The organism is Shewanella sp. SM55 (assembly GCF_025654025.1).
Classification (GTDB): domain Bacteria; phylum Pseudomonadota; class Gammaproteobacteria; order Enterobacterales; family Shewanellaceae; genus Shewanella; species Shewanella oncorhynchi.
Genome location: NZ_JAKKRS010000018.1, coordinates 19,837 through 43,072, shown reverse-complemented (window position 1 = coordinate 43,072; position 23,236 = coordinate 19,837). Strand labels below are relative to the sequence as shown.

At 49.0% G+C, this 23,236-nt stretch carries 31 protein-coding genes and 1 pseudogene; 3 read left to right on the top strand and 29 right to left on the bottom strand.

Features of this window, described 5'->3' with window-relative positions:
• Position 1 precedes the first annotated feature (1 nt).
• Both fmt and def read right to left on the bottom strand, forming a co-directional pair.
• Positions 2-958, bottom strand: a complete 957-nt coding sequence (gene fmt, locus L5L91_RS19360) for a methionyl-tRNA formyltransferase (RefSeq protein WP_263183821.1) — start codon at positions 956-958, stop codon at positions 2-4.
• 8 nt (positions 959-966) lie between these two features.
• Positions 967-1,479, bottom strand: a complete 513-nt coding sequence (gene def / locus L5L91_RS19355; RefSeq protein WP_217363072.1) for a peptide deformylase — start codon at positions 1,477-1,479, stop codon at positions 967-969.
• Between the two features lie 125 nt (positions 1,480-1,604).
• Between def and L5L91_RS19350 the strand changes: the two genes are divergently transcribed.
• The 3 genes from L5L91_RS19350 (at position 1,605) to L5L91_RS19340 (ending at position 4,311) form a co-directional block, all read left to right on the top strand.
• Entirely contained in the window at positions 1,605-2,735 is a 1,131-nt protein-coding gene (locus tag L5L91_RS19350; RefSeq protein WP_131524499.1) for a LysM peptidoglycan-binding domain-containing protein, read from the top strand.
• 83 nt (positions 2,736-2,818) lie between these two features.
• Positions 2,819-3,835 (top strand): DNA-processing protein DprA, encoded by a 1,017-nt coding sequence (dprA, locus tag L5L91_RS19345; RefSeq protein WP_212601774.1) that lies wholly within the window; start codon positions 2,819-2,821, stop codon positions 3,833-3,835.
• Between the two features lie 2 nt (positions 3,836-3,837).
• Positions 3,838-4,311 carry a DUF494 family protein gene (locus tag L5L91_RS19340; RefSeq protein WP_006083793.1) on the top strand — a complete coding sequence of 158 codons (474 nt, stop codon included), beginning with the start codon at positions 3,838-3,840 and terminating at the stop codon, positions 4,309-4,311.
• A gap of 172 nt (positions 4,312-4,483) precedes the next feature.
• On the opposite strand, the gene L5L91_RS19335 is transcribed toward L5L91_RS19340, so the two are convergent.
• The 27 genes and pseudogenes from L5L91_RS19335 to gpM all read right to left on the bottom strand — a co-directional run bounded on the left by L5L91_RS19335 (position 4,484) and on the right by gpM (position 23,234).
• Complete coding sequence (locus L5L91_RS19335; RefSeq protein WP_263203861.1) at positions 4,484-4,750, bottom strand: ogr/Delta-like zinc finger family protein; 267 nt, start codon at positions 4,748-4,750, stop codon at positions 4,484-4,486.
• Positions 4,751-4,947: 197 nt separating this feature from the next.
• The gene (locus L5L91_RS19330; protein WP_263203863.1) at positions 4,948-6,075 is read right to left on the bottom strand and encodes a phage late control D family protein; all 1,128 of its coding nucleotides are present in this window, start codon (positions 6,073-6,075) and stop codon (positions 4,948-4,950) included.
• On the bottom strand, positions 6,072-6,515 hold the full coding sequence (locus L5L91_RS19325) for a phage tail protein (protein WP_263237476.1): 444 nt from the start codon (positions 6,513-6,515) through the stop codon (positions 6,072-6,074). Before L5L91_RS19325 ends, L5L91_RS19330 begins: the two co-directional genes overlap by 4 nt.
• A 21-nt stretch (positions 6,516-6,536) precedes the next feature.
• Positions 6,537-9,893 (bottom strand): phage tail tape measure protein, encoded by a 3,357-nt coding sequence (locus tag L5L91_RS19320; protein ID WP_263203867.1) that lies wholly within the window; start codon positions 9,891-9,893, stop codon positions 6,537-6,539.
• Positions 9,894-9,901: 8 nt separating this feature from the next.
• Entirely contained in the window at positions 9,902-10,030 is a 129-nt protein-coding gene (locus L5L91_RS19315) for a GpE family phage tail protein (protein WP_012197316.1), read from the bottom strand.
• 26 nt (positions 10,031-10,056) lie between these two features.
• Positions 10,057-10,338: a phage tail assembly protein gene (locus L5L91_RS19310; RefSeq protein ID WP_012197317.1), complete on the bottom strand. Its 282-nt coding sequence runs from the start codon at positions 10,336-10,338 to the stop codon at positions 10,057-10,059.
• Positions 10,339-10,474: 136 nt separating this feature from the next.
• Positions 10,475-10,990, bottom strand: coding sequence for a phage major tail tube protein (locus L5L91_RS19305; RefSeq protein WP_014358024.1), 516 nt, complete (start codon positions 10,988-10,990; stop codon positions 10,475-10,477).
• 9 nt (positions 10,991-10,999) lie between these two features.
• Positions 11,000-12,172, bottom strand: coding sequence for a phage tail sheath protein (locus tag L5L91_RS19300; RefSeq protein ID WP_263203919.1), 1,173 nt, complete (start codon positions 12,170-12,172; stop codon positions 11,000-11,002).
• Between the two features lie 115 nt (positions 12,173-12,287).
• The gene (locus tag L5L91_RS19295; protein ID WP_263203869.1) at positions 12,288-12,572 is read right to left on the bottom strand and encodes a hypothetical protein; all 285 of its coding nucleotides are present in this window, start codon (positions 12,570-12,572) and stop codon (positions 12,288-12,290) included.
• On the bottom strand, positions 12,565-13,842 hold the full coding sequence (locus L5L91_RS19290; protein ID WP_263203870.1) for an RNA-directed DNA polymerase: 1,278 nt from the start codon (positions 13,840-13,842) through the stop codon (positions 12,565-12,567). Before L5L91_RS19290 ends, L5L91_RS19295 begins: the two co-directional genes overlap by 8 nt.
• Complete coding sequence (gene avd, locus L5L91_RS19285; protein ID WP_263192448.1) at positions 13,839-14,195, bottom strand: diversity-generating retroelement protein Avd; 357 nt, start codon at positions 14,193-14,195, stop codon at positions 13,839-13,841. Before avd ends, L5L91_RS19290 begins: the two co-directional genes overlap by 4 nt.
• Positions 14,196-14,257: 62 nt before the next feature.
• Positions 14,258-15,490, bottom strand: a complete 1,233-nt coding sequence (locus tag L5L91_RS19280) for a formylglycine-generating enzyme family protein (RefSeq protein ID WP_263203871.1) — start codon at positions 15,488-15,490, stop codon at positions 14,258-14,260.
• A 2-nt stretch (positions 15,491-15,492) separates the two neighbouring features.
• Positions 15,493-16,023: a hypothetical protein gene (locus L5L91_RS19275; RefSeq protein WP_263203873.1), complete on the bottom strand. Its 531-nt coding sequence runs from the start codon at positions 16,021-16,023 to the stop codon at positions 15,493-15,495.
• Positions 16,023-16,775 (bottom strand): phage tail protein I, encoded by a 753-nt coding sequence (locus L5L91_RS19270; protein WP_263203875.1) that lies wholly within the window; start codon positions 16,773-16,775, stop codon positions 16,023-16,025. Before L5L91_RS19270 ends, L5L91_RS19275 begins: the two co-directional genes overlap by 1 nt.
• The gene (locus L5L91_RS19265) at positions 16,768-17,697 is read right to left on the bottom strand and encodes a baseplate J/gp47 family protein (protein WP_259590708.1); all 930 of its coding nucleotides are present in this window, start codon (positions 17,695-17,697) and stop codon (positions 16,768-16,770) included. The genes L5L91_RS19270 and L5L91_RS19265 overlap by 8 nt, the downstream gene beginning before the upstream one ends.
• Positions 17,690-18,046 (bottom strand): GPW/gp25 family protein, encoded by a 357-nt coding sequence (locus tag L5L91_RS19260; protein WP_012197325.1) that lies wholly within the window; start codon positions 18,044-18,046, stop codon positions 17,690-17,692. Before L5L91_RS19260 ends, L5L91_RS19265 begins: the two co-directional genes overlap by 8 nt.
• Positions 18,043-18,669, bottom strand: coding sequence for a phage baseplate assembly protein V (locus tag L5L91_RS19255; RefSeq protein WP_263203877.1), 627 nt, complete (start codon positions 18,667-18,669; stop codon positions 18,043-18,045). Before L5L91_RS19255 ends, L5L91_RS19260 begins: the two co-directional genes overlap by 4 nt.
• Positions 18,670-18,728: 59 nt before the next feature.
• A complete protein-coding gene (locus L5L91_RS19250) occupies positions 18,729-19,187 on the bottom strand; it encodes a phage virion morphogenesis protein (RefSeq protein WP_263203879.1) in 459 nt (152 codons plus the stop codon).
• Positions 19,169-19,642, bottom strand: a complete 474-nt coding sequence (locus L5L91_RS19245; protein ID WP_014358033.1) for a phage tail protein — start codon at positions 19,640-19,642, stop codon at positions 19,169-19,171. The genes L5L91_RS19250 and L5L91_RS19245 overlap by 19 nt, the downstream gene beginning before the upstream one ends.
• Positions 19,635-19,868: pseudogene (gene lysC / locus L5L91_RS22755) on the bottom strand (Rz1-like lysis system protein LysC); the annotation flags it as partial. The pseudogene lysC and the gene L5L91_RS19245, both read right to left, overlap by 8 nt.
• A complete protein-coding gene (gene lysB, locus L5L91_RS19240) occupies positions 19,768-20,238 on the bottom strand; it encodes an Rz-like lysis system protein LysB (RefSeq protein WP_263203880.1) in 471 nt (156 codons plus the stop codon). The gene lysB and the pseudogene lysC, both read right to left, overlap by 101 nt.
• Complete coding sequence (locus tag L5L91_RS19235) at positions 20,222-21,043, bottom strand: N-acetylmuramidase family protein (RefSeq protein ID WP_263203881.1); 822 nt, start codon at positions 21,041-21,043, stop codon at positions 20,222-20,224. Before L5L91_RS19235 ends, lysB begins: the two co-directional genes overlap by 17 nt.
• A 5-nt stretch (positions 21,044-21,048) precedes the next feature.
• The gene (locus tag L5L91_RS19230; protein ID WP_263203882.1) at positions 21,049-21,369 is read right to left on the bottom strand and encodes a phage holin family protein; all 321 of its coding nucleotides are present in this window, start codon (positions 21,367-21,369) and stop codon (positions 21,049-21,051) included.
• Complete coding sequence (locus tag L5L91_RS19225; protein ID WP_012197334.1) at positions 21,369-21,746, bottom strand: putative holin; 378 nt, start codon at positions 21,744-21,746, stop codon at positions 21,369-21,371. The genes L5L91_RS19230 and L5L91_RS19225 overlap by 1 nt, the downstream gene beginning before the upstream one ends.
• Positions 21,747-21,748: 2 nt before the next feature.
• The gene (locus L5L91_RS19220) at positions 21,749-21,967 is read right to left on the bottom strand and encodes a tail protein X (protein ID WP_263203883.1); all 219 of its coding nucleotides are present in this window, start codon (positions 21,965-21,967) and stop codon (positions 21,749-21,751) included.
• Positions 21,967-22,428, bottom strand: coding sequence for a head completion/stabilization protein (locus L5L91_RS19215; protein ID WP_263203884.1), 462 nt, complete (start codon positions 22,426-22,428; stop codon positions 21,967-21,969). The genes L5L91_RS19220 and L5L91_RS19215 overlap by 1 nt, the downstream gene beginning before the upstream one ends.
• Positions 22,429-22,529: 101 nt before the next feature.
• Positions 22,530-23,234, bottom strand: a complete 705-nt coding sequence (gene gpM, locus L5L91_RS19210; protein WP_263203885.1) for a phage terminase small subunit — start codon at positions 23,232-23,234, stop codon at positions 22,530-22,532.
• Positions 23,235-23,236: the final 2 nt, after the last annotated feature.

The following is a 23,236-nucleotide window of genomic DNA, read 5'->3' as shown; positions in this document are numbered from 1 at the left end:
ATTATTGTGCCTCGTTTGCGAGGCGAGTATTCGGGCTAAACCATTCACCTCGAGCATTGAGAATATCGGCAACATTGAGTGGCTTTTTCCCCGGAAGCTGCATACTCAGCAGGGTTAACACACCATCAGCGGTGGCGACGTCTATGCCTTTTTTGCTGGCGCTGATAATAGTGCCTGGAGCGGCTGTGCTGGTGGTTTCGCTGACTTGAGTTTGCCACACTTTAATAGTGTTACCTTGGTGCTCAAAGTAACTCACAGGCCAAGGATTAAAGGCGCGGACTTCTTGCCATAACTGTTTAGCGGATTTATTCCAGTCGAGTCTGGCTTCTTCTTTGCTGAGTTTTTCTGCGTAGTTTGCTAAGGCTTCATCTTGTTTTTCAGCGGCTAAGGTGCCATTTTCCAAACCTTCGAGTGCTTGCAATAGGGCAACGGGACCTTGTTCTGCCAGTTTCTCGTAAAGGCTGGCTGACGTGTCGTTATCTTCGATCGGCAGATAGGTTTTAAGCAGCATGTCACCAGTATCTAAACCCACATCCATCTGCATAACGGTTACGCCAGTTTCTTTGTCGCCGGCCCAAAGTGCGCGTTGGATCGGTGCTGCACCGCGCCAGCGTGGCAAAATAGAACCATGAACGTTAATACAACCTAAACGCGGTGTATCTAATACGACTTTTGGCAAGATCAGACCGTAAGCGACGACCACCATGATATCGGCGTTGAGTGCGGCAAGTTCTTGTTGCGCGGGTTCTTTACGTAATGAGCCGGGTTGAAACACTGGAATACTATTGGCGATAGCGAGTTCTTTTACTGGGCTGGCGGTCAGTTTCTTGCCGCGGCCAGCGGGTCTATCGGGCTGAGTGTAAACGCCAATCACATTGTGGTGTGAGTTTAAAAGTGCTTGTAAGTGGCGAGCGGCAAAATCCGGTGTTCCGGCAAAGATGATGTTGAGTGGTTTCAAATCTGATCCTATGCTTCTTTGGCGTCCAATCGGGCCGCTTTTTCAAGTTTTTGTTTGATCCGCTGACGTTTTAGCGGCGACAAATAATCGACAAACAATTTGCCTTTGAGGTGATCCATTTCGTGTTGAATACAAATGGCAAATAGCTCATCGGCCTCAACTATAAATTCGTTACCGTGCCTGTCTAAGGCTTTTACCGTGACAAATTCGGCGCGATCGACTTTGGCGTAAATCCCCGGAACCGACAGGCAACCTTCTTCATTACAGAAGTCACCGCTGCTGGTGATAATTTCGGGATTGATAAACACTTTAGGTCGTTCGACTTCATCCTGTAAGTCCATGACAATAAGTTGTTTATGGTAATCAACTTGGGTCGCGGCCAGACCGATACCTTTTTCTTGGTACATGGTTTCGAACATATCATCAATTTGAGTCTGCAGCTCGGCATTAAACTCTGTGATGGGTGTGGCTTGTGTTCGTAATCTTTCGTCAGGGAATTGTAATACTTTTAATAGTGTCATACATAAACTCTTAACAAGTCTGTCAAATCTCTGCCAGTTAGTTATACTGACTGATGCTAATGAGTTAATTTTAATCTTTAGTGCCTACCAATAACAGTAAAAGCTCAAACTAAGAGTTAAACAACATGGAAATACCCATGAAACGGTTAATTTTACTCGCGTTAATGACATTCAATTGCACGTTTGTTGCCGCAGATACCCTGACGCTTAAGGCGGGGCATCCTGAGTCATATGTAGTGAAAAAGGGCGATACTCTTTGGGATATCTCCGCCGCGTTTCTGAATGACCCATGGAAATGGCCAAGTCTTTGGGATGTAAACCCACAAATTGCTAATCCCCACCTTATTTACCCTGGCGATCAACTCACTCTGGTATTTATTGATGGTCAGCCCCGCCTTGTGCGTAATGGTGCTACTGTTGATAGTGCTAAACCCCATGTAAGAAAGAGTCCCGAGGGACGTGTCATTGCTAAGAGTAATGCTATTCCAGCCGTTGATTTAGCCTTGATTGAACAATATTTAGTGCAGAATCGGGTCGTCGAGACTCACTGGCTTACTGAGCAACCTATGGTGCTGGCAGGTGAAAGTCCATCGCGTCACCATATTGTGGGTGATGTGATTTATATTGATGCTGAACTGCCAATAAACCAAAAATATGGTATTTACGAACGCGGTCGCGAGTTTTTCAATAAAGAGTCAGGCGAAGCGTTAGGACAAGAAGCCATTTTGTCGTCTACTGGGCAAGTGATTGAGTCTGGTAAGGTTTCAAAAATTAAGTTGCTAACGAGCTTTCGCGAAACCAAAGCGGGCTTCAGAGTATTGCCGATGGAAAGTGATTCCTTGATGTCAGCTTACTTTACTCCTAAACCTGCGGAATTAAAGATACCAGCTTTAGTGTTAGCAACAGAATCAAATTTGCGTGAAGCGGGTAAGTTGAATGTCGTGTACTTAGATAAAGGCACTCAGGATGGCGTCGAGCCTGGGGTGGTATTTTCTATTTACCGTGATGGGGAGGTTATTGTTATCAACAATGATGGTATGCCGGTTCCTGCAATTGAACGTACTGCCTATGATAACCTAATGGCGTCAGTCTCTTCGGATCGTGCAGTTAAGATGCCGGATGTTTATCATGGTAAGTTGTTAGTGTTTAAAGTGTTTGATAAGGCGAGCTTAGGTTTGATTGTCTCCACTGAGCGGCCTGTTCGTGTTGACGATAAGTTAATCGCCCCTGAATCTTTAGCCTTAAGAGGTCTATAATCTCTGAAAATTTGGTCGATTGGTTAGTTGTTTGTGCTGTATCTGGGCTAGGACCCGCTCGGATCCAACAATTATTAACGCACATGGAAGTGGACGACCTCAGACAAAGGTTAGAGCATGAGAGACAAGCGCTACCTTTATCTGATCATCTGCTCCATAGCCTTGTTATTGATTATCAAAAAGTGGATGTCGCCCTCGAATGGCAACAGCAAGCCGCCGATCATCATCTGCTTTGTTTCTCTGATCCGCTTTATCCACCATTATTAAAACAACTCTCAGATCCACCCGCCGTCCTGTTCGTTAAAGGTTGCTTAGAGGCGTTAGCCCTTCCTTATCTTGCGATTGTTGGCAGTCGTAATGCTTCTCCAGGCGGATTGCAGGTCGCTTATCAGCTGGCTGCTGAGATGTCCTCAATGGGATTTGGTATCTGTAGTGGCATGGCGATGGGGATTGATGGGGCGGCCCATAAAGCCTGTGTTGACCATCAAGGGCGCACTATTGCCGTACTAGGAACGGGCATAGAGATCATTTATCCACGAAAACATCGACAGCTTTATCATGATATTCAGCAGCAAGGCTGTATACTTAGCGAGTTTTGGCCCGATACTGGTCCCTTTGCGGGTAATTTTCCGAAACGAAATCGCATTATTAGCGGTCTATCTTTAGGGACACTTGTGGTTGAAGCCTGTCGCAAAAGCGGCTCTTTAATCACTGCTAGGTTGGCGATGGAACAAGGGCGTGAGGTGTTTGCCGTTCCGGGCTCAATCTTAGGTGGTTACCATCAAGGCTGTCATGATTTATTACGTGATGGAGCAAAGCTTGTGGAAACTGCTGCCGATATAGTGGAAGAGTTGGCAAGTTTAACCGCTTTCCACCTTGAAGAATTGAAGTTATGCCACCATATACAGCAGGGCGAGATTTGTAATTTGCCATTTTCGTCTCTGTTAGCTAGTGTAGGTTATGAAACTACATCAATTGATGCAGTCGTTGAACATAGTGGAAAAACGATAGATCTGGTGTTAGAACAAATGCTTGAACTTGAGTTGCAAGGTTGGGTAATAGCAGTACCCGGTGGTTACGTCAGAGTAAAGAGGAGCTAGCCATGTTTGATATCCTCATGTATCTATTTGAAAACTATGTTCACAGTGAAGTTGAACTACTAGTTGATGAAGACGAGTTAACCAAGGAACTCACTCGTGCCGGATTTCATCAATCCGAGATTTTAAAAGCGTTAACTTGGTTAGAGCGCTTAGCTGAATTACAAGAAGGGGATAAACCTTATCTTTGTAATCACGATCAGCATTCGTTTCGTATCTATACAAAGGACGAAATGGACAAGCTGGATGTGGAATCCCGCGGTTTCTTGCTGTTTTTAGAGCAAGTTAAAGTGCTGAATGTCGAAACCCGTGAAATGGTGATCGATAGAGTTATGGAGTTGGATGAACCAACCCTGATTTTAGAAGATCTCAAATGGGTTATCTTAATGGTGCTGTTTAATGCTCCTGGCCATGAGTCCGCTTATGAGCAAATGGAAGATTTAATCTTCGAACAGCCCGAAGGCCGACTGCATTCTTAATTGTTGTGAAAGATGAATTATGAGAGAAAGGAGGCTAAGACCTCCTTTTTTGATGCTTTAAGATTATGTTTTTTATGGTCTTTTAAAGAAGCTTTGCCACATATTGTCCGCAGTGTTGTTTTTGACAACAAAAAGCCCACTTTGATGTGGGCTTTTGTTTTGGCGCTGCTGGTTATCGCTGAGCTGGGCTAGCTTCTGTTCGGCTTGGCTCTAGTTGTGGTTTGGATATTCTGCTCATTTGCAGGTTTATCCCTTCACGGCGAATGCGTGGCGGTACTACGGTGCGCTGGATTTCTTCAATACTAACGAATATGTGACCACATTCGTCGTTATTACAGCGGTAGGTTTTCTCACGGGTGAGTGGCGTGATAGCGCGAGTTCGGCGCTGTAGCGCGCGGCTGTCGCAATGTGGGCAGGTCATGCCTGCACCGCAACCCATTACACAGCCTCTTTATGGGTGTTGGTTTTATATGGTTTGTGCGAGGTCATGGTTAACTCCTTATTGTTACTGCGTACAACCATTCTAAAGGGTGGCTATAGGGTTATATACACAACATATTGTGTGTCTTTGCAAAATTTTGACCTTCCGCTGTGGCCAACATAGTTATTGGCGTCTGTGCTTGATACATTTGGCGGTTAATCTTCCCCATCTTCGCCACCGGCCACCTCGGCCACTTCGCTGTTTTTAACTTCTAGCTCTATCCCTGTGGTGTAACCCGTGTCGGTGATGTTGTGCTCAACGCGGGTGAGTAGCCAGTCACTGTTATCTATTTGCGGTTTAAAACCACTGACGTTAACTGGCAGCTCAGGGAATAGCTCCGGTCGCCCCATGGCTAAGGTGATGGTGAAGGTAGCCACGCCGCGTTGCAGTTTGTCCCACATGGCACGCGCTGCGCGCTCAGCGTTCTGCTTGTTGGCATAGGTGTGTCGCAAGGTTTTAACGTTGTCGTTACTGCCAACCATGATCTCCTTTTCGCCAACAATCACCTTTACATCACTCGGTTTCGCTTCAGTTGGCTTTTTAGCTTTAACGGTTTGTCGCTTGGCGGCTTTATCGTTTTGCCAATAGGCCACAACGCCTGAGTAAGCATCGCGATCGGCTACGCCAAAGTGATGGCTGTCGCCTGACTGGCGGGTAATGTCTACACGGTCGAGCGCGATGCCGCTGGCGTTGTGGGCTAAACCCGCCTGTAAAAATAACAGGTTGCCATTTTTTACCGTCGCGATGGCATCAAACTGTTCGGCAAGGCGGCTTAGAAAATTAGCATCGGACTCGTTGGCTTGGTCTATGTGATCGATAAACTCCATTTTCAAGTTATCGCTGATTTTAGCCTTGAGCTGATGCCGCGCTGCGATGACATCGATAATGCTGCTCACGCTTTGTTTATGAAAACTTTGCTCACGGCTTTGTTGCAAGGTGCCACGCATATCGGCGGATTTGCCTCGGATGGTTATGGCGTCTGGCGGGCCGCTGTGCTCAAGTTCGTCAATGGTATACGTGCCTTTATCAACCAGTGCGCTACCCTTCCAACCAATACGCACTTGCATGGTTGCGCCTTTAGGTGGCATGGCCAGCTCACCATCTGCATCATCAAGTTGCACTTCGACGGTGTCGGCCTCAAAACCGCGATTATCAGTCAGGCGCAGCGACATAAGCCGCGTTTTCATTTTGGGGCTGATGTCTTTGCCATTGACCAATATTTGATAGTCTGGCGTGGGCTGGTCGCTCGATGCCAGCGGGTTAAACTGCGCGAGTAGGTTCACAAAAATTTCCTTATCAACTTGCTGATACCCATGCCGATGAGGTTCTCGTTAGCGATGAGGCTAGTGTTTTTTTCATCCACCCGTTTTAGCTCAATCGTAAATTCAATCTTCCTCGCTGCGCCGTCACTAAAAAACTCGCTGCGGCCTTTGCTGATTTTCTCGATCACGAAAAAACCTGTCACAGTGCCGCGCCCTTCGATAAGTGGATAGGCTTTACCTGTGTCGGCCATTTTACGCAGCGCCTCAAGGCTTAGCTCTCCACCCGTTATTTCGGGCATTAGCACACCAGATAGCGTTAGCGTTTCATCACCAACCCCTAAGAACTGCGCCGATGGCCGCGCCCCCACGCGGCTGTTGGTTGGGTGACGCCATACCATGTCATGCTGCGATGATTGGTATGGCACAGTTAGCCTGCTAAATAAAAAAAAACCGAGTGTCATCATCATAATATTTGACTCATGTTAGTTCAGGTCCTTAAGGCTGCTGCGAAGGCGTGCCTGCTGAGCGCGGTCACGCTTTTCTAGTTCGATGGCGACTAGGCGCGCGACATCCTGCGCATCCATATTGGTGGTAGTGTGGATGGTAATGGGTGCATGGATACCCGCATCGATGTGAACGGTTTGAGGTTGCGGCGCTTGGCGCTGCGCAAAGGCACTGCCAGCGCTTAATCGATCTGGCGCTGCACTATGCGTTAAGTTGTTATCGTTATGCGCTAAGTCGCTGCCGTTATGCGTTAAGTCGTCACTCTTCGCTTTTCTGGCAGGCAGCTCGCCCTCTTTTACCAAACGGATTGCATCCGGCACCGAATAATCAGCGCCTTGGTATTCATCCCGAATGGTGCGGGTTTGGTCTGGTATTGCCTGCAAATTTGGCATGGCGGCGGCAGGAAGAGCAGAAATACCCAGCACAAAGGCAGTGCCTGCCAGTTGTTTACTAAGTTTATTAACCTCTGCTAGCGGCTCCTGCTGGGTTCTACTAATGCCAACGGTTAAGCCCTGCATGGTTTGGTCGCCCATTACCGCAAATACTTTGCTGGGTGAAGCAATGCCGAGCATGTCTTTAAAACTATCAATAGCGCCATTGGCGGCACCGAATATAGCCTCTTTCAGTGCGCCAACTTTACTCACGACGCCGTTTATTACACCGTCCATAATGTTGGCGCCAAAGCTCATAAAATTGCCGATGACTTGCGGGAAGAAATTAATGATGTCAGCCAGCCATAAACCAAAGCGCTTACCTGCGCCGGTGGCATTATCAAGCTCGGCGGCGGTGGCGTTAATCGGGGTAAGTAACTCTGTTACCCATTTCCAAACAGTACCGAGCACGCTGGCGATGCCGTCCCAAATGGGTTTGAGTGGGGCTAATGCGCTACCAAATGCGACGAACGCAGGGCCAAGCGCTTCCGCTACGGGCGCAAGCCCTTCTTGCAGCCCCTGCCAAAAGCCAACAAAAAATGCTTTGATGGGTTGCCAATACTTATAAACGGCCAACGCACCCAAACCGATGGCAGTGACCAGTAGGCCAATGGGGTTAAGTAAGGCGGCGCGGCCAACAAATAGCAGCGTTTGCCCAACGAGGCGAAGCGGTGACGTGACACTGGTAAGTAGTACGCGGCCAATTCCTCGCGCGCTGGCTTTAAAGCCATTCAACAAAGTGCCCACTTTGCCATGAGTTTGGACATAAGCCCGCATTGCCGCAGTGGAACTCTGTATGCCGCTTGCAGTCGATTTGATAGCTTTCCCTGCATTGACCGCTGCCAGTTTTGAGCCCGAGACGACGGCTAGCCACTGCGCTTTAGCGAATGCCACCGTTGCAGCTCTAGCCTGCAAAAAGCGTGGCCCAATGCGCTTTAATGAGCCATTCCATCGGTCGAGTGTTGCAGCAACTTGTTTAAAAGCTGGCAAGGTATTTTTAGGATCGCTTTGTTTCCATAGCGCACCGATACCTGCCCATGCGCCTTTAAAGTTAGTGGCTTTACCTATCACCCCCGTCACGCTTTTCGATAGTCTGCCAAAGGCACTACCTTGTTTTTCTGTTGGGGATAATAACCCCATCAAATTAATGCCCAGCACAGATGTACTGTACTTGAGCAAGGCGATTGGCCCTAAGATGCCTGCGAGCATTAACGTCAGCGTACCGCCGGCAACGGCTAGCGCCCCCACGCCCATAGCGACTTTAAATAGGGTTCCAGTGAGTTCGGGGTTGGCTTTTATCCATGTGCCGAGTTTTTCGGCCATTTCGCTCAGCCAGTTAACCAACTGCTTCAGCTCTGGTGCAACCGCTTCGCCCACGTTAACAAGCGCGTTGGTAAAAGTGCCTGTGGCGGCATCCCATAGGTTGGTCAGGGTATTTAATTGCTCATTCACCCTGAGTTGCAGTGATGCCTGCGCTTCCATCTTTGCGGCGGTTTCGCGGTAGCCTGCAATGCCTTTATCGGTCATAAGGTTAAGCACTTGCAAGGTATCGCCATCGTTACCGAATATTGAGCTTAGAATGGGTAGGCGGTCTTCGGTGCTCAACCCTTTTATTTTCTCTAACTGTTTGAAAAGGTTGTCTAGCCCAGCAAACTCGCCTTTGCCGTCGGTAAAATCGAGCTTAATGCCCCTATCCTCTAGCATTTGGTTTGCTATGCCGACTTTTGACTTATCCATTGAGAGCCTAAATACTTTGGCATAGGCGTTACCCGCCACCTCCCCAGCTATGTTCGCCTGGTCGGCCATGACGGTCAGCGGACTCAGCAGTTTTACAGCCTCTAGCCCTGTCTTCCTCAAAATTGGCAATGCAGAGCTCATCTTAGAAAAGCTTTGCGACATATTGTCTGTTGTAACGCCAAGACCGTCCATACGCTGGATCGTGTCCATCAGGCTCATCATGTCCTTTTCGGCTGTGCCAGTGGAATCCTGCAATTTAGCCGCAAACTCTGCCGCCTCGTTAAACGGCATTTTCACTTGCACTGCTAAAAATGCAGACGCTTCGCCTAGCCCGCCTAAAATTGCTTTTGGTGACATCCCTTGCTTGACAAGGGTGGTCATCATATTTTGGAAGTCGGCAGTGGTGCCCGGGAGTTTGTTGCCGAGCTGATTGGCCAGTGCATTGATTTCGGCAAATTCTTTGCGCACAACGCCGCCCGTACCCATCATCGCGACCCTAAGGTCTGTTGCAGCTGTTTCGGCTTTTGAAAATTCAATGATAGGAATTGCCGAGGCGGCACCAATAGCCGCACCCGTTGCCACCATGCCAGCGCCTTTTCCGGCAAGATCGCCCTGCAGCGCTTTGGTTTTCTTATAACTTGCGCTGGCATCATCAAGTTTCTTTTGTTGCCGAGAAACCGCATCTAGCTTTTTGCGTTGTAGCTCCATGACATCGGTTGTTTGCGCTATTTTTTCTTTAAGCTGTTTTTGGGCATCGCCGAGTTTGCCGGTATCGATACCTGAGTCGCGTAGTTTTTGCCTGTGTTCTCCTAGCCCTGTGCGCTGCTTTTCAAGGGTTTGGCTTAAATCCCGCACCGCTTCATTAGCCTTTCTAAAGTCAGTGCGCATCTTGTTGGAGGCTTCGCCACCTAATGCTTTCATTTGTGCCTGCATCAGCTTCACTTTTGCCTGCGCATCTACTAGGGTCGATGTGGTGCTTTGCATGGCCTTTTGCTGTTTTTTAAAACCATCAATCTGATGAGACTGTTTATTGAGCTCTTTGAGTTTATCGCGCGTGGCTTTCAGCTCCCCCGAGACGCCGCCGCTGGCTTCGCGGATTTTTTTAAGTGGGCCAGTGACCTTATCGACCATATCCAACAGCAGTTTTAACTCAAGTTTTTTTGACATTCATGGCCTCACTTTGATGGGGGGTGTTGCAGGTTCCAGCGGGATATGGCTTTCTCGTGCCAACGCATTAACTCATTAATCTCCATGGCGTACATTTCACTGGGCGGCCAGTGGAACACCATGGCAATGTCTGCCATGGTGTCATCTACGCAGCTTGGGAGGGCTAGCGCATTTTCTTTGGGATCAAAAAACTGGTGACTTCTCCCGCTAGCTGCACAAAGTCTTCTGGTGCAAGGTCTTGCACTTCTTCTTTAGTGAGTACGGGTGAGCTGATACGCGGCAGTAAATTCGACATGGCATTTACATCCATGTTGAGAATATCCACTACATTGAGGCCGCGCAGTTCACCCGTTTTAGGTTTGCGCAGTTGAATGGCGGTGATCTCTTCTTTGCCACGAGTAATAGCGTTATCTAAAGTGACGGTTTTATGAGTTGTTTCTGACATGATTAGACTCTCTGTTATGGTCAGGATGACCTGAATGCGGCTAGAGGGCAGGATGCCCGGTGCCGTCTAATTAAAAAATGCCCGCATACGGCTATGTATTGCGGGCTAAAATTGGTATTGACGCTTTAAGCCCGAGTTATAACCCGATGGCTTTGCGGTGTTCTGCCATCATGTCGACGCCATTGATGATCTCAATGCCGTTAACGGTATCAACTTCAACAAGCACTTCGCCGCCTGCCGTTTCTTTGTAGTAAGTGCACGTCATAGTGGCTTTGGTTTGGCTGTTGTCGCCGGTTTTGTAACTGCCGCGATCAAGCTCTTTGTAACGGCCACGGCATACGATTTCGACGGCTTGCACTTCACCGGTGTCGTCGCGCTGGAATGAACCCGCAAAACGCAGCTGAACACCGTCAATCTTGCTGGCCGACATCTGCTTAACGAGCTGGGCTTCATAGCCGCCTAAGGTGAATTCGACACCTAAGGCATCATCATCCAGCCCCATATCGATATCAGCCGCACCTGGCATGCCGCCGCCACGGTATTTTTCAAATTTGCGGCTTAGTTTGGCGGGGGTAAATTCTTCCGCCACACCTATCCAGTTTTGACCATCACCGAATAGGTTCAGGTGCTTGAGTTTTCTTGGTAAAGCCATGGGTTATCCTTAGGCCGCAGCGACTGCGGACGCGAAGTCGACCAAATAACGGTCGGTAATTTTTTGACGGAAGGTTAAATCTTCCAACGGAGGCACTGGGGTATAGTCGTAATCGATATACAACTTACCGGCCTTAATCGTGCTGACGTCGTTAACGTCTTCGCTGTACCAGGCTTGTCCATCGACGATATAGCCAAGGCCTTTCAGCTCGCGGAACTTAGCGTTAATACCTTCAATGATGTCTTTAACCAATGTGGGGGTCATTGGCTTATCAACGGCCCACATGTGTGCGTCAGCAATGGTGTCAGCCAACACTTGTGCGGTGCGGGTGTAGTTTTCAAACTGGAATAAGGGATCTTCCGAACAGGTACGCGAGCCCCAAAAACGGAAACCTGATTGGTTAATCAAGGTGGTAATGTCGTTGCTGTTTAGGTAGCCAGCATCAGTAGAAGGATCCTGCAAGTCCCAGTACACGGGTTTGCTTAAACCGGTAACACCGCTAACGGTGACGTTCGATAGGGTTTTGTGCCAACCGACTTCTTTGTCGATACGTGCGCGTAAACCTAATGCGCGAGCGGTCGCTGTCGCGTTTACACTTGCGGCGGCAACGGTATCAAAGGCAACAAACTCAGGCCAAATGATCATCACTTCACGATCGCCAAAGTTTTCACGGTAAGCCACGGCTTCTTCTTTGGTGGCGCAGCCATAGGCGCTGATATAGGCAAAGGCGCGCAGCTTTTTAGCCGTCGCAGCAAGTTCTGTGGCAACTGGCAAGGTGTCTAATCCTGGAGTGCCAACAATGCGAGGCTTAACGCCCAATAATGACTGTGCAGCCAGCAATGCTTTAAGGCCGGTATACTGCCCTTGTGGGGTTACAGTGCCGACAATATTCGCCGTTGTGGCTGTTTCATCCGCCCCCTGCTCAACACGTACCACAACGGTAAGTGTATTCACTTGAGCGGCAATGGCTTCTAGCGTGGGTTTTAACGTACCTAAGGTGCCTGCTTTACCAATGGCTTGCATAACATTGGTTAGCAATACTGGGGTGTTTAGCGGGAATAGTGTTGCATCAGCATCGCTGGCGGTGCAGACAATGCCGATAACTGAGGTTGATACTGTACGAATAGTTCGGGTGCCATCATTGACTTCAATGACGCGGACCCCGTGGTGATAATCCATAATAAGCTCCGGTGCTGTGGGTTTTGCAAAACTAAGCAGGGCTAAGCTTGCAGAGCACACCGGAGCGGTGCTACTGGTTTGAGTGGTAAGAGTCGTTTATTGACCTAAAAACCTCTGATCATTCATCAGTAGCGACAGGATAGCGCTGCTTGATCTCGACCACTTTATCGCGCCAATGTTGCTCGCTTTCTGGCGTTTGGTCGTATTGCCACTCCATATAAAGCGGGTCTGACTCTTCTCGATACGCAGCCTTACGTTTTTCGATGTTTTGCGACAATTCAAAGTCACGCTGAGCGAGCACAGAATTAACCTGCTCAGTGCTCATGCCTAAGTTGTTCATGTATTCACGCGACACATCAGTGTGCGATACGCCGTTAAATAAATAAGTGAATTTTTCATTCATTGCTGTTTCTCCTGAACGGCTTGCTAAGCAAAGCCTTTTTTAGGTTGTAAGTATTGGCATGGCTTGCGTGTCCTAGCCATGATTGGATAGTTTGCTTTATCTCCACTAGATTGATCTCGCCTTCACCAAACTTCCTATGGAACTGCTTTAGCTTGGCTTTTATTCGATTGACGCTGCACTTTCTTAATAGCCTATGGCCGGAGTAAATTCGATACCCCAGAAAATCTAAGCTTCTACCTTGACTGGTTGAAATGGGAAAAACTTGCGTCTTACTGTTAGTTTTGAGCCTGAGATGTTGATGCAAAAATGTTTCTATCTCATGCCTCCACGCATGGAGCTTGGTTTTATCCTGGTGCACGATGACAAAGTCATCCATATAGCGCACGTAGTTTTTCGCCTTTAGATTGTGCTTAACAAATCTATCAAGCTCATTAAGATAGATGTTGGCAAATATCTGGCTTGTTAGATTACCCAGAGGAATGCCTACGCCGAGCGCATCACTCGGGCTATTGTCAATGATATAAAACAGCAACGCTTTGGTGCGCTCACATTGTATTTTTGCATTAAGCAGCGATTTAAGAATGTGGTGATCAATGCTAGAAAAATAACGACTAATGTCCGCCTTAAGTGCATAAGCTTTGCCGTGTTTTTGCTCCACACGCTTGATAAAAAGCTGCGCTCTATCAGCGCCTTTATGCGTCCCTTTATTGCGCCTGCAGGCGTAAGAGTCGTGAATATACTGCTGGTCAAAAAGCGGCTCTATGATGTTGTAAATCGCACGATGCACCACCCTGTCTTTAAAATGTGGCGCCGAGATTAATCTACGCTTTGGCTCAAAGACATAAAAGTGATGGTATGGCGACATTTCATACATACCCCACATTAACTCGTTTTGAATTTGAATAACGTTCTCTTCAAGATGATTGAAGAATGCCAGTGTTGCATTGGCTTTTGTTTTACCCCTGCGACATTGGTAAGCCGCATTCAAGATATTTTCAAAGCTGTAAATTTGCTCAAAAGAGCAGCCTATTGACGCATCAATCGGCTTAATTTTTGTTTCAGCAATAGCTGAGGCGACTGCATCCTTTTCATTGTTGCACTGGCAGCATCCCGTAGGATGTTTGCTTCTGGCGTAATCAAGAGCTGGACGGAAACCGATGTTGTTGTTCGCATTCGAGCGCGGATTGTTCAAGTTGAGCGCACCCAGTCCGGCGTTCGTGCCGTTGTTCCAGTTGCCACCGCGGATAGGGAACCGGTCCCGCATATTCATAATGCAATCGCCTGTTGTTTGGTTTTAACAGACTTTATCCAACCGCCTATCATGCGACCTATCTCAACGAGTTTTTCTATCCATATCTGATACTTTTTAAGATCGACATAGCGCAAGTCTTTTGCCAGTCGAACCTGTCGCTTCAGAATGGCCAACTCAATGTCGAGATCGGTGAGCGTGGTCTTTTTGTGATAACGTTTAAAAGCTGTGATAACTAAACGCTGCAATTGCAGCATAGACAAACGAATTTCAGCGCCCAGTACATGTGTTTCATGTTTAGGAAACTGCTTCAATGCTTGATAGCCGTACAACAACATTTCTCGGCATTTATCTTCAATAAGTAAGGCGGTCAATCTGCCTCCAAGAGTAAGAGAACAGCTGCGCTATCGCGCAGCACACAAAGATTCAGGCTTCACTACACAAAGAAAGCTGGACGGAAACCGACGCTGTAGTACGCAAACGAGCGCGGATAGAGCAAGCCGAGCGCACCCAGCCCGGCGTCCGTGCCGTCGCCCCAGTAGCCACCGCGGATAGGGAACCGGTCACCGTAGTTTCTCGCGGAAATGTAACCCCCGACCGTTGATGTGGTGGCCGATTCAATTAACAGCTTGCGCAATAGCTCGTTAGGCACGTAGCTCACTGCTTTAGTGATGGCAGCAAAGTGCGAGGCGGTTAAGTATGGGTAATCGTTTGAATCGTCATTCATAGGACCGTTGCGCTTAGTCACCGCATTACTGAGGATTGGCGCGCCAGCGCTGCCCGCGCCGGTTTGGTTATCAGTAGGTGAATCAAAATAAGCAGCGTGTTTGTGCCAGTTTGCTTCAGCCACTGCAGGGTTATTGTCCAGCGTGGTAATAATCTGGCCATCGTCTAGCTTAAATTGATCTAACCATTCCCAAACGTTGCCCACTAAATCACACACACCAAAATTTGTATGGTCATGATTCCAAGTAGATGGCCCTTTGCCCGTGTCCGTTCTACCTGTACCGCTTACGTCCCCAGGTGCACCATTATCAGAGCGGCGCGCGGTTTCCCATTTTTTCTCGTGCGAGCGCCCATAGTTTGTGTTGCCGCGCGGCACAGTTCCATTAGCAAGGGACCACAACGCAATAGCTGCCCATTCATGCACTGACATCATGTGCCAATTTGCGCCTTTGCGCGTACACAGCTCTTTGGCTACATCGTAGTTAACGGATGTGCGCGGCTGTACGCCACCAATGACTGCGCTACCATTGGCGGCGGCTGAGGCCAAATACTTGCCGATTAATATCTCGCCGCGGGGTACGCCGTTAGTTTGGAACGCAGGGTGAACCCCAGTGCCAAGGTTTAAGCCAACCAGCCCTAGGTCTTCAATATTGAAGCGCGGGATAACGCACATAATGTTAGGGTTACCCTGAGCGTCGTACACCACGGTATTGCGACCGCCGGAATTGTGCTCGATAGCTTTTTTGTAGCCGTCGGTGGCGATAATGGTCAGTCCGGCCGCTTTTTGGTCGTAGGTTGATTCAACCTTAGCAATGGAGTCATTGGTTTTTTTATCGATAGCCGCCATCTTGCCAGCGACTTCTTGCGATAACGCCTGTGATGCGGCAGTTTGTGTTGCGGACGCGACTTTTAGCCCCGCAATTTCTTCAGCAATCGAGCTCATAATTATCCCTCTACTTGTCTAATGCGCTCACTGAGTTGCATGTTCCAGTGAGCATTTTTAATAACTGCCGCCGCATTTTGTAAAAATGCCGTACAGCCCGCGATAAACTCTTTGTCTAAAATCAGGTTAAGGTTTTCAGCGCCCACTACCACTGTGATGCTGTCTGTTGGCAGCGCCTCAATATTTAACGTAAACCACTGCACGACTTTTACAGCTGGGGTTCGGTAGCCCAGTGTCTTATTTGGTGCGCTGTATACGCCAAGCAAAGTAGTGCCAATGTAAAACCCTATCTCTTTGATGGCGTACTCTAGCGCGCCATCAAATACGCCAGCCATCCGCAGACTCTTACCGCCATCTTGATAGTCAGAAATGGCAATACGCTCTTTTTCAGCGCTCAAGCTGGTTTGGGTTTTAGAGGGCGTATAGGCGTTTGAGCCAAACGCCATGTGAGTGATCTCGGCTCTCATCCCTTTGTCTTTTGCTGACAAGCAAGCGGCAAGGCCAGCTTCAGTAAATTGCAGTGTTAGTGCCATTACACAACTCCCGTTAATTCGTGTTCAGAGATGATTAGTTGATGCGACACCGCCGCAAGCTTGTGGGTAAATAACAATTCGTCAGGTAGCACAGGAGATAACTGGTAATTGGTATCGATGCAGTCAATACGATGCTCGATGCCAAATATGCCAGCTAAGGCAATAACACTATCAGGGCGAACGCCATTAGAATCGGCATCGATATCTGATATGCCCACGCTAGGGCTAATGCCTGCCGCGACAGTAAGCGACTCTTCGAATGAGATGCCGAGCTCAACATCAAAATGGATCGAACCGCGCTTAGAATTGCTGATCGCCTCGGTCACCATGGCGAGCATTTTGGCCGTGATCAATCCTTCATTTTCGTCAGTGATATTGTCGTTAACTAACGCGAGCACTTTCATGGTGCCGCGCACATTGCTGCCAGCGCTTTCCCACCATTCGAGGATATTGGTCTTAATGCCTAAGCTATTAAGTGCCCGTTGCACCGCGTATGGAGTACCTTTAAATCGATGGATACCAAAAGCATCGTTAACCACCTGGCGCTTAACGCTTTCAGGCCAACTGTCCGCCCACTGATCGACTGAGTAGGCCCACGCTAGCCAAGGCAGTAATGACAACGGACAGCGAAACGGGTCCCACAGGTCAGCAATAGACAGGGGCAAATCTAGCGAGCTGGCGATCACTTGCTCAATATCGCGCTCAAGCTGGGATGCGTTGGGTGGTAGTAACGATGAAACCGAATTATTCACCTACGCCCCCAATCGAAATATTAACGCTGGTGCAATAGGCCGCTTGATGGTCAAGCACTGTGATATCAGCTGATGGGCTAATCAGATTGACGTTATTGACGCCACTTTGGTGCAGCGCTTTAAATATTCCTGAACGGGTAATATCAGCCCCCAAACGGCGCTGCTCCTTTTGGTAGAGTGCTAACGCTTGATTCGCAGCGGCTAACACCACTTGCGAATCAGGCCCCGGCAACAGCTGTAACACGGCTTGCACACTGTAATTAACAATGCCAGAGCCCTGAATAGTTACTCTATCGCCCTGCGGCCGCACTTTTGAAGGGGTATTTGACTGTGATAAACCGTCGGCACTCATACCAAAGACGTCACGTACCTTAATAAGAAGCTCATTATTAGCTGTGCCATTACCCTCGATAGATAGAATGGTGACCACCATTTCACAGGGTTCAGGACTCACGGCTTTGGCATCAGCCACGCGGCCATCGGCGCCCAGCGCAAAAAAGATATAACCGTCGATACTGCCCGCCGTATTTAAGCCATCAAACGCCATTTGCACGCGGCGCTTAAAGGATTGTTCATCCTCTAAAATTTCAGGGATTGGCGGCACTGCAGTTGGATTGCCCGCTTGGATAACTAATGGCGCTAGGTCATAACGTGAGCCTAACGCGATCAAATTATTACCCGTTGATGAGGCTAAAATATTACCGCGAGTGGCATCATTAATTTGCGCAACCAAGTGCATTTCACGATAAGCAAATACCTGCAGTAATTTGGCAATAGGGTCCGATTCTAACGCCACCACAGCTTCATAGCTGGGGTCGATATCAATCAGTAATTGCTTGAGCGCAGCAAAGCGCTGCTCAAAGCTCAGCGGCTGGATAATGTCAGGCACAGGAACTTTAGAAAGGTCAATGAGCTCAGCCATAGGTGGCCTCGAATAATTGGGCACGTTGAGTGTCGATGCGGTCGGTCACTAAGTTGAATTGCACTTTGCCGTCGTTGCCGCCACTGATAATTTCAATCTCAGTAATGCGAATACGCGGCTCCCAACGGGTTAGCGCGATAACTGCCGCCGCCATAATCTGCAGCTTTATCGCGGCGCTTTGGGGTTGGTCGATAAGTTCAAAAATTGCGCTACCATAGTCTCGACGCATCACGCGCGAACCTAATGGCGTGGTTAATATGTCCTGGATACTTTGGCTGATATGCTGCGACTCGCTAATGCTTTGGCCAGTAAAGCGATTCATACCTTGCCATTTTTCATTGGCGCTCATTGCGGGCCTCCTGAAGTGCCCGAGCCGGTATCGACACCGCCATGTTTATGGGTGCCAAAATTAATACCGTCGATATTAGCGCCGCCAGTGATTGCTATACCGCCGTTATTGGTCAGCTTGCCTGAATGTTCAATCGCCCCAGTAACCTTCGCGCCCTGTTCTACAGTGAGTTTTTTCTTAACCAACACATTGCCCGTAAACTCCGAATTTGGGCAATCGATAGTCACCCGCTCGCTCGCCTGTACAGTGGCGGTTTTGATACCGGTAACTTTAAGCGCGCTTGTATCTGGATCGTACTCAATCACCGCGCCGTCTGGATAAACAGTGCGTTCACGATTGTTGTTATCGTCAGGCTCTGGGTTTTCATCGCTATAAAGCGCGGGCAGAATGTAAGCGTTGGTTAGATCGCCGCTAAGCGATAACAACATCACTTGCTCGCCAACGGTAGGGCGCCAACTGGTTTTTGCCGTGCCGGCACGGCGAGTAAAAAAGGGGCGAAACTGGGTAAGTAACTCGCCTGTTTTTACGCGGCACGAATCGCCCTTTACTTCGGCAACGGTGCCAATACGTAAAAGGTTATCGATACGGCGTGTAAGTTCGGTAATCGCGGCGGTCGTGTTCATGCGGCTATGGTTGCCAGTTGTATGACTAGCCGCTAGCGGTTTGGGTGGTATGTGGGAAGTTATAGCGCAAGATGGGTAATGACAGCCTCCTCGATCATATCGAGCTCGCTGGCAGTAAAGCCCAATAATTCACGCTTTGGATATTGTGCCGATATCCGCTCGTTTATCCGCCCTCTAAGCCCGTATTGATGCTCGGTCGCTACGCGGGAAATAAACCCCGTAAACCCAACACTGGCTGCTGATGCTGAATACTCGGCCTTTAAGTATTTTTGTCTGATTATTTTCTGGAACATCAGCTTTCGTTTAATAGCCCCTAGCCTTTTCGCCCACGTAGGCTGGGGCTTTCTAGCCTCAAACGCCGAGCCGTCTGGGGCATTGTTTTGTTTAATCCTCTGCGCCTGGCTTGCTCGTAAGCGCCTTGAAATATCGCGGCTTAGTTGCTTGCGCGCAGCAGGGGATAATTGTTGTATTAGCCCGTCAAACAACTCATTCAGTCGGTTTAAATCGTCGGTGGCCATGGCACTTCAATTCCATTGGTGTAAAGTGTCCAATCAATCGCTTCGTCATTGAAAACGGGCTCAGGTAAGTGCGTCACTTCAAGCTGCATATCATCACCCGCAACAACTTTTACTCGCTCAGTTAATGCCAGCACAATTTCGATGTCGGCAGTGGTGTGATTAATGATTTCGGCTTTGAATTTAAACCCTGACTCGCGCTTGTCCGGGTTAAATAATAGCTCTGGTTGCTGCGATGCAAGCCAACCTAAAATCGGCACGATGAGCGTATCGGCATGGGCGGCGTAGTCTGTCACGATTAATACGCAGTTGAATTGATACTCAAAACTCAGGTTTTGCCCCGCCCCGGTGGCGATGATGTTGCCGTTCTCAATGAAGACGTGCAGGCAATCAGGATTTTGTTGCAAGTGGGGAACGTGGCTAGATAACAGCTCACGCAGCTGCGCCGGTTTATTCATTGCGTTTCCCTTCAGTCTGGCTTAAGCCTTTGGCTTGCTGCTTAGCTTTCTGTTTATTCTGGCACTCAATGATCATATCGATTTGCGCGGCGCAGTCATGCCAAGCCGTTTCGCAGGTATCGAGCTCACTGCTTATCCCTTGGTTGTTGATGGGGTTGCTCGCCGGCAATAGGCAAGGGATCACGAGTGGACAACCAACGACGGTACTCTGCACTGCCACTAATGGCGGGGCGCTGGTGCAGCCGGCGAATAGCATCAGGCAACAAAGTATCAGCCCAGGCTTTAACATCGCTAAGTTCACTTTTTAGCTCCTCAATTTTGTTTTTTCGGTATTGGCTCGTGCTTTTCACGCTGGCTAGCTGCGTTCGCAGCTCTGCCTGCGCTTGCTGGTTTTCGGCTGATAGCTGCTTTAAGTCAAAATAGGACTGTGATGTTTGTGTCAGCGATTGCAGCATTGAACCTTGCGTCTGTTGCAACTTACTAAGTCGCTCTTGTTGCTGATAAATAACGCCCGCCATAGTGAGCGCAATCCCGATGGCGGCGACAAGTAAATAACCTGCAAATGGCTTAATAAACCGACTAAGCAGCGACAACATTATCGGCACTCTGTGGCTTGCTCGCGGCAGCAAACTGCTGGTACGCCCGCGCTAATTTAATGTCGTAGTCATTTTCTTTGTAAGCAGGACCGTTGTAGCGCTTGGCAAATTCTGCCCATTTACGCGCTTTGAGTGCCTTATGCAGCACAGGATCCGACTCGATAAATTTAACTAAGGCCTTGAGCTGTTCCCCCTCTGAAATATCCATGGCTTGCTTGAAAGCCTGCTGGGACGGATATCCCAAGGCTTGCCAATGAAAGCCCATTATCTGAAACATACCCCAGCTGCAGGCGCAAATCGCGGCCTCTGGATTAAGCTGGTACGCAATAGCAAAGCGCTGATACTCACCACTGCCGCCGGTGTAACCGCCACGGGCTGGGTTGCAAATATTCGGATATTTCTCTGCCAGTTCTGCCGCTGCGGCGCCTTGCTCTAATAGCTCGCGATAAAATACGTGCCGCTCAAATAAAATCGTGGGCCTACCACAGGCGAAAAAGCCAAAGCCGTTGGATTCCACTTCTGCCACGCTGGCCATGGCGGCAAACGAGACGCCTAGCACCATTGCAGCATCAGCTAATTGTGAGTGCTGAATAAACTTGCTGCGGCTTTCGCCGGCGAGTAATGCCAGCGTTCTTACCCCTGCGTAGCCGGTGCGCGGTAAGTCTTGCTTGTCTTGGAATTGCTCGATGGCCTTTTGGGTTGCATCACCAAACCAACCATCTACCGTTAATGACGCGCCAGCGGCATTGAGCCGTTGTTGTAAATCACGCACTGCCGTGCCATTGCTGCCTTTTTTTAGGGTCATCTCGATTACCTATGTTTGGTTTTGAATGTTTGTGCACGGGGAATGCGCACTAGCCTGCTACCAACTTTTTTCGAGTTTGGTTGCAGAAGATGCGCAACATTGCCCTGCGCTTGGAAAATGGCGATGCAAAGCGTGGCTTTTAAAAATATCTCAGCATAACTTGGCGCTGTGGCGACGCCATACACAGTGAGAATGACCTCAATGCCTGCGGCGACTGTGATGAGATAGGCGCAAATACTGATGAATATTCGATGCCGCCCTGTTCGTACAAACAAAGCCAGGCGCAACACAATCAAACTGCAAATAATGGCATTGATAATCAGCATCATTTCCCCCTAAGCCCACGCAGGGCATTAAGCCAACTTTCTGGGTTATTGGTGAGTTTCATAAAATACTGCAGCATGCGCACAACACAGGCGGATGAAATGAGCGCCGCCATACCCACATTAACCTGCAAGGCATCTGGCAGTAATGCACTCAAGGCATTTGCGGCCCAGTTGGCGCACAGTACGCCGCCCAAAAATGACACAATAAACAGTCCGATACGCTGATAATTCCCCGCTGCGTCATTCGAAATAATGAACAACACTGCACCTGTAAACGCGCCGATCATGACTGCAGGCTCAGCCCCAGGCACTAATGTAAGCACGCTGGCGGTGACGACTGCAGATGTGGCTGATGTCGCTGAAATTGGCTCGCTCATCATTAATCCCATAGTTGAATAAAGTTTGGCTGTGTCGGCGCGGCCACCTGCACAGGAAGAAGTATCAGCGTACCGTTTGGCAATATAGGGCCGATGGCGGCAAGCTGCGGGTTAGCGTCTATCACTTGCTCAGTAATCTCACCCGTTGCCCCAAGGTATCGATAACAAATCTTATCGACGGTATCGCCCTCTATGCTGCGAACTGCCTGCAAGCTGCTCATTAAATCAGTTCCACCGTGACATGGCTTTCGCCTAAGATGTCGCGAATAGCAAAACGCGCATCACGGCGCAGATCGTCAACACTCTCGCCGAGCACTTCACCCGCCTTTAGCCCCTTGGCCGTGCTATCAAAATCGCTATAACGCTCAATGAGATTGGCTTTGGTGAGGCAGTACACCGCACGTAAATACAATTGCAAATAGATGCTCTGACCGTTGATTTGCTCGGCAGGCACCTGCTCTAAACCGTCAAAGCCCAAGATTTGCTGCCCGATACGCCAATCCTTGAGATCACTGTTTGTCTGCAGTGCTGCATTGATGACTGCGTGCTCAAGTCGGGCGTTTGTCACTGTGCCATCAAGGCGCATGGCATCGCGCAATGTCGCTAACTGAAAATCAGGCCAAAACGGGCTGTTGGTAATCGTGCTTGGTGCTGCGCTAGTGGCTGGGGCGATAAAACTCATGTTTACCTGCTTGCGGCTAGGTTGTGCGGTGGGCTGGCTTAAGTAGTGAAATTGGATAACGCTACTTGGCCAGCGCCGCACGGGTTGCGAGGGTCGCTCGGTTAACCTGCACTGCCTTGTGTTTCTGAGGGCTCAGTGCTTTCGGTTGTTTGTTTGTCGGCGTTCTTAAGATCACGAGTGACTTTCTCGATAAACTTCTTCACACCCACTTTATCGTTTAGGGCTAATGCTTGTTGATAGGCGTCGAGCGCAGCGGTTAACTCGCCTTCAGCTTCAAATGCTTGCCCCATTTGACGCAGCAGCTTAGCGCGCGCTTCGTCGTACATGTCGCACTCGGCCGTGAGATCAAGCACAGCCTTTAATTGCTCACTTTTTACTGGAGTTTCGGTTTCAATCACGCGCGCGGCGGTTTCGGCAATTTCTTCGGCAATGGTGCAAGCCAGATTGCGCTCAAAACGGTCTGGCATCACCAAATCATGCTTAAGCGCGTATGCGGCCAGTTCTATCGCGCGGTCGATGTTGCCAACGTCGATATGCCACAGCAGCACAGTCACGAATACTTCATCCTGCACGCCACTGTCACCCTTAATGGTGCCATCGATATAGGCATCATATTCTGGCAAGAACTGTGATTTGGCCTGCAGCTTACGCGCGAGCGCCTGCACCGTTTTTAAGATGCGGCGATGTTCGGTAAGCTGCATAAGCATGAGCTCGTAGGTATTTTCGGAGCGAGCGCTTAAAGGGGAATCCGTTCCCCGCGCTGCCGCCAAAACACCATGAAAGCGTTTATGGGCGGGAGATGTCATGG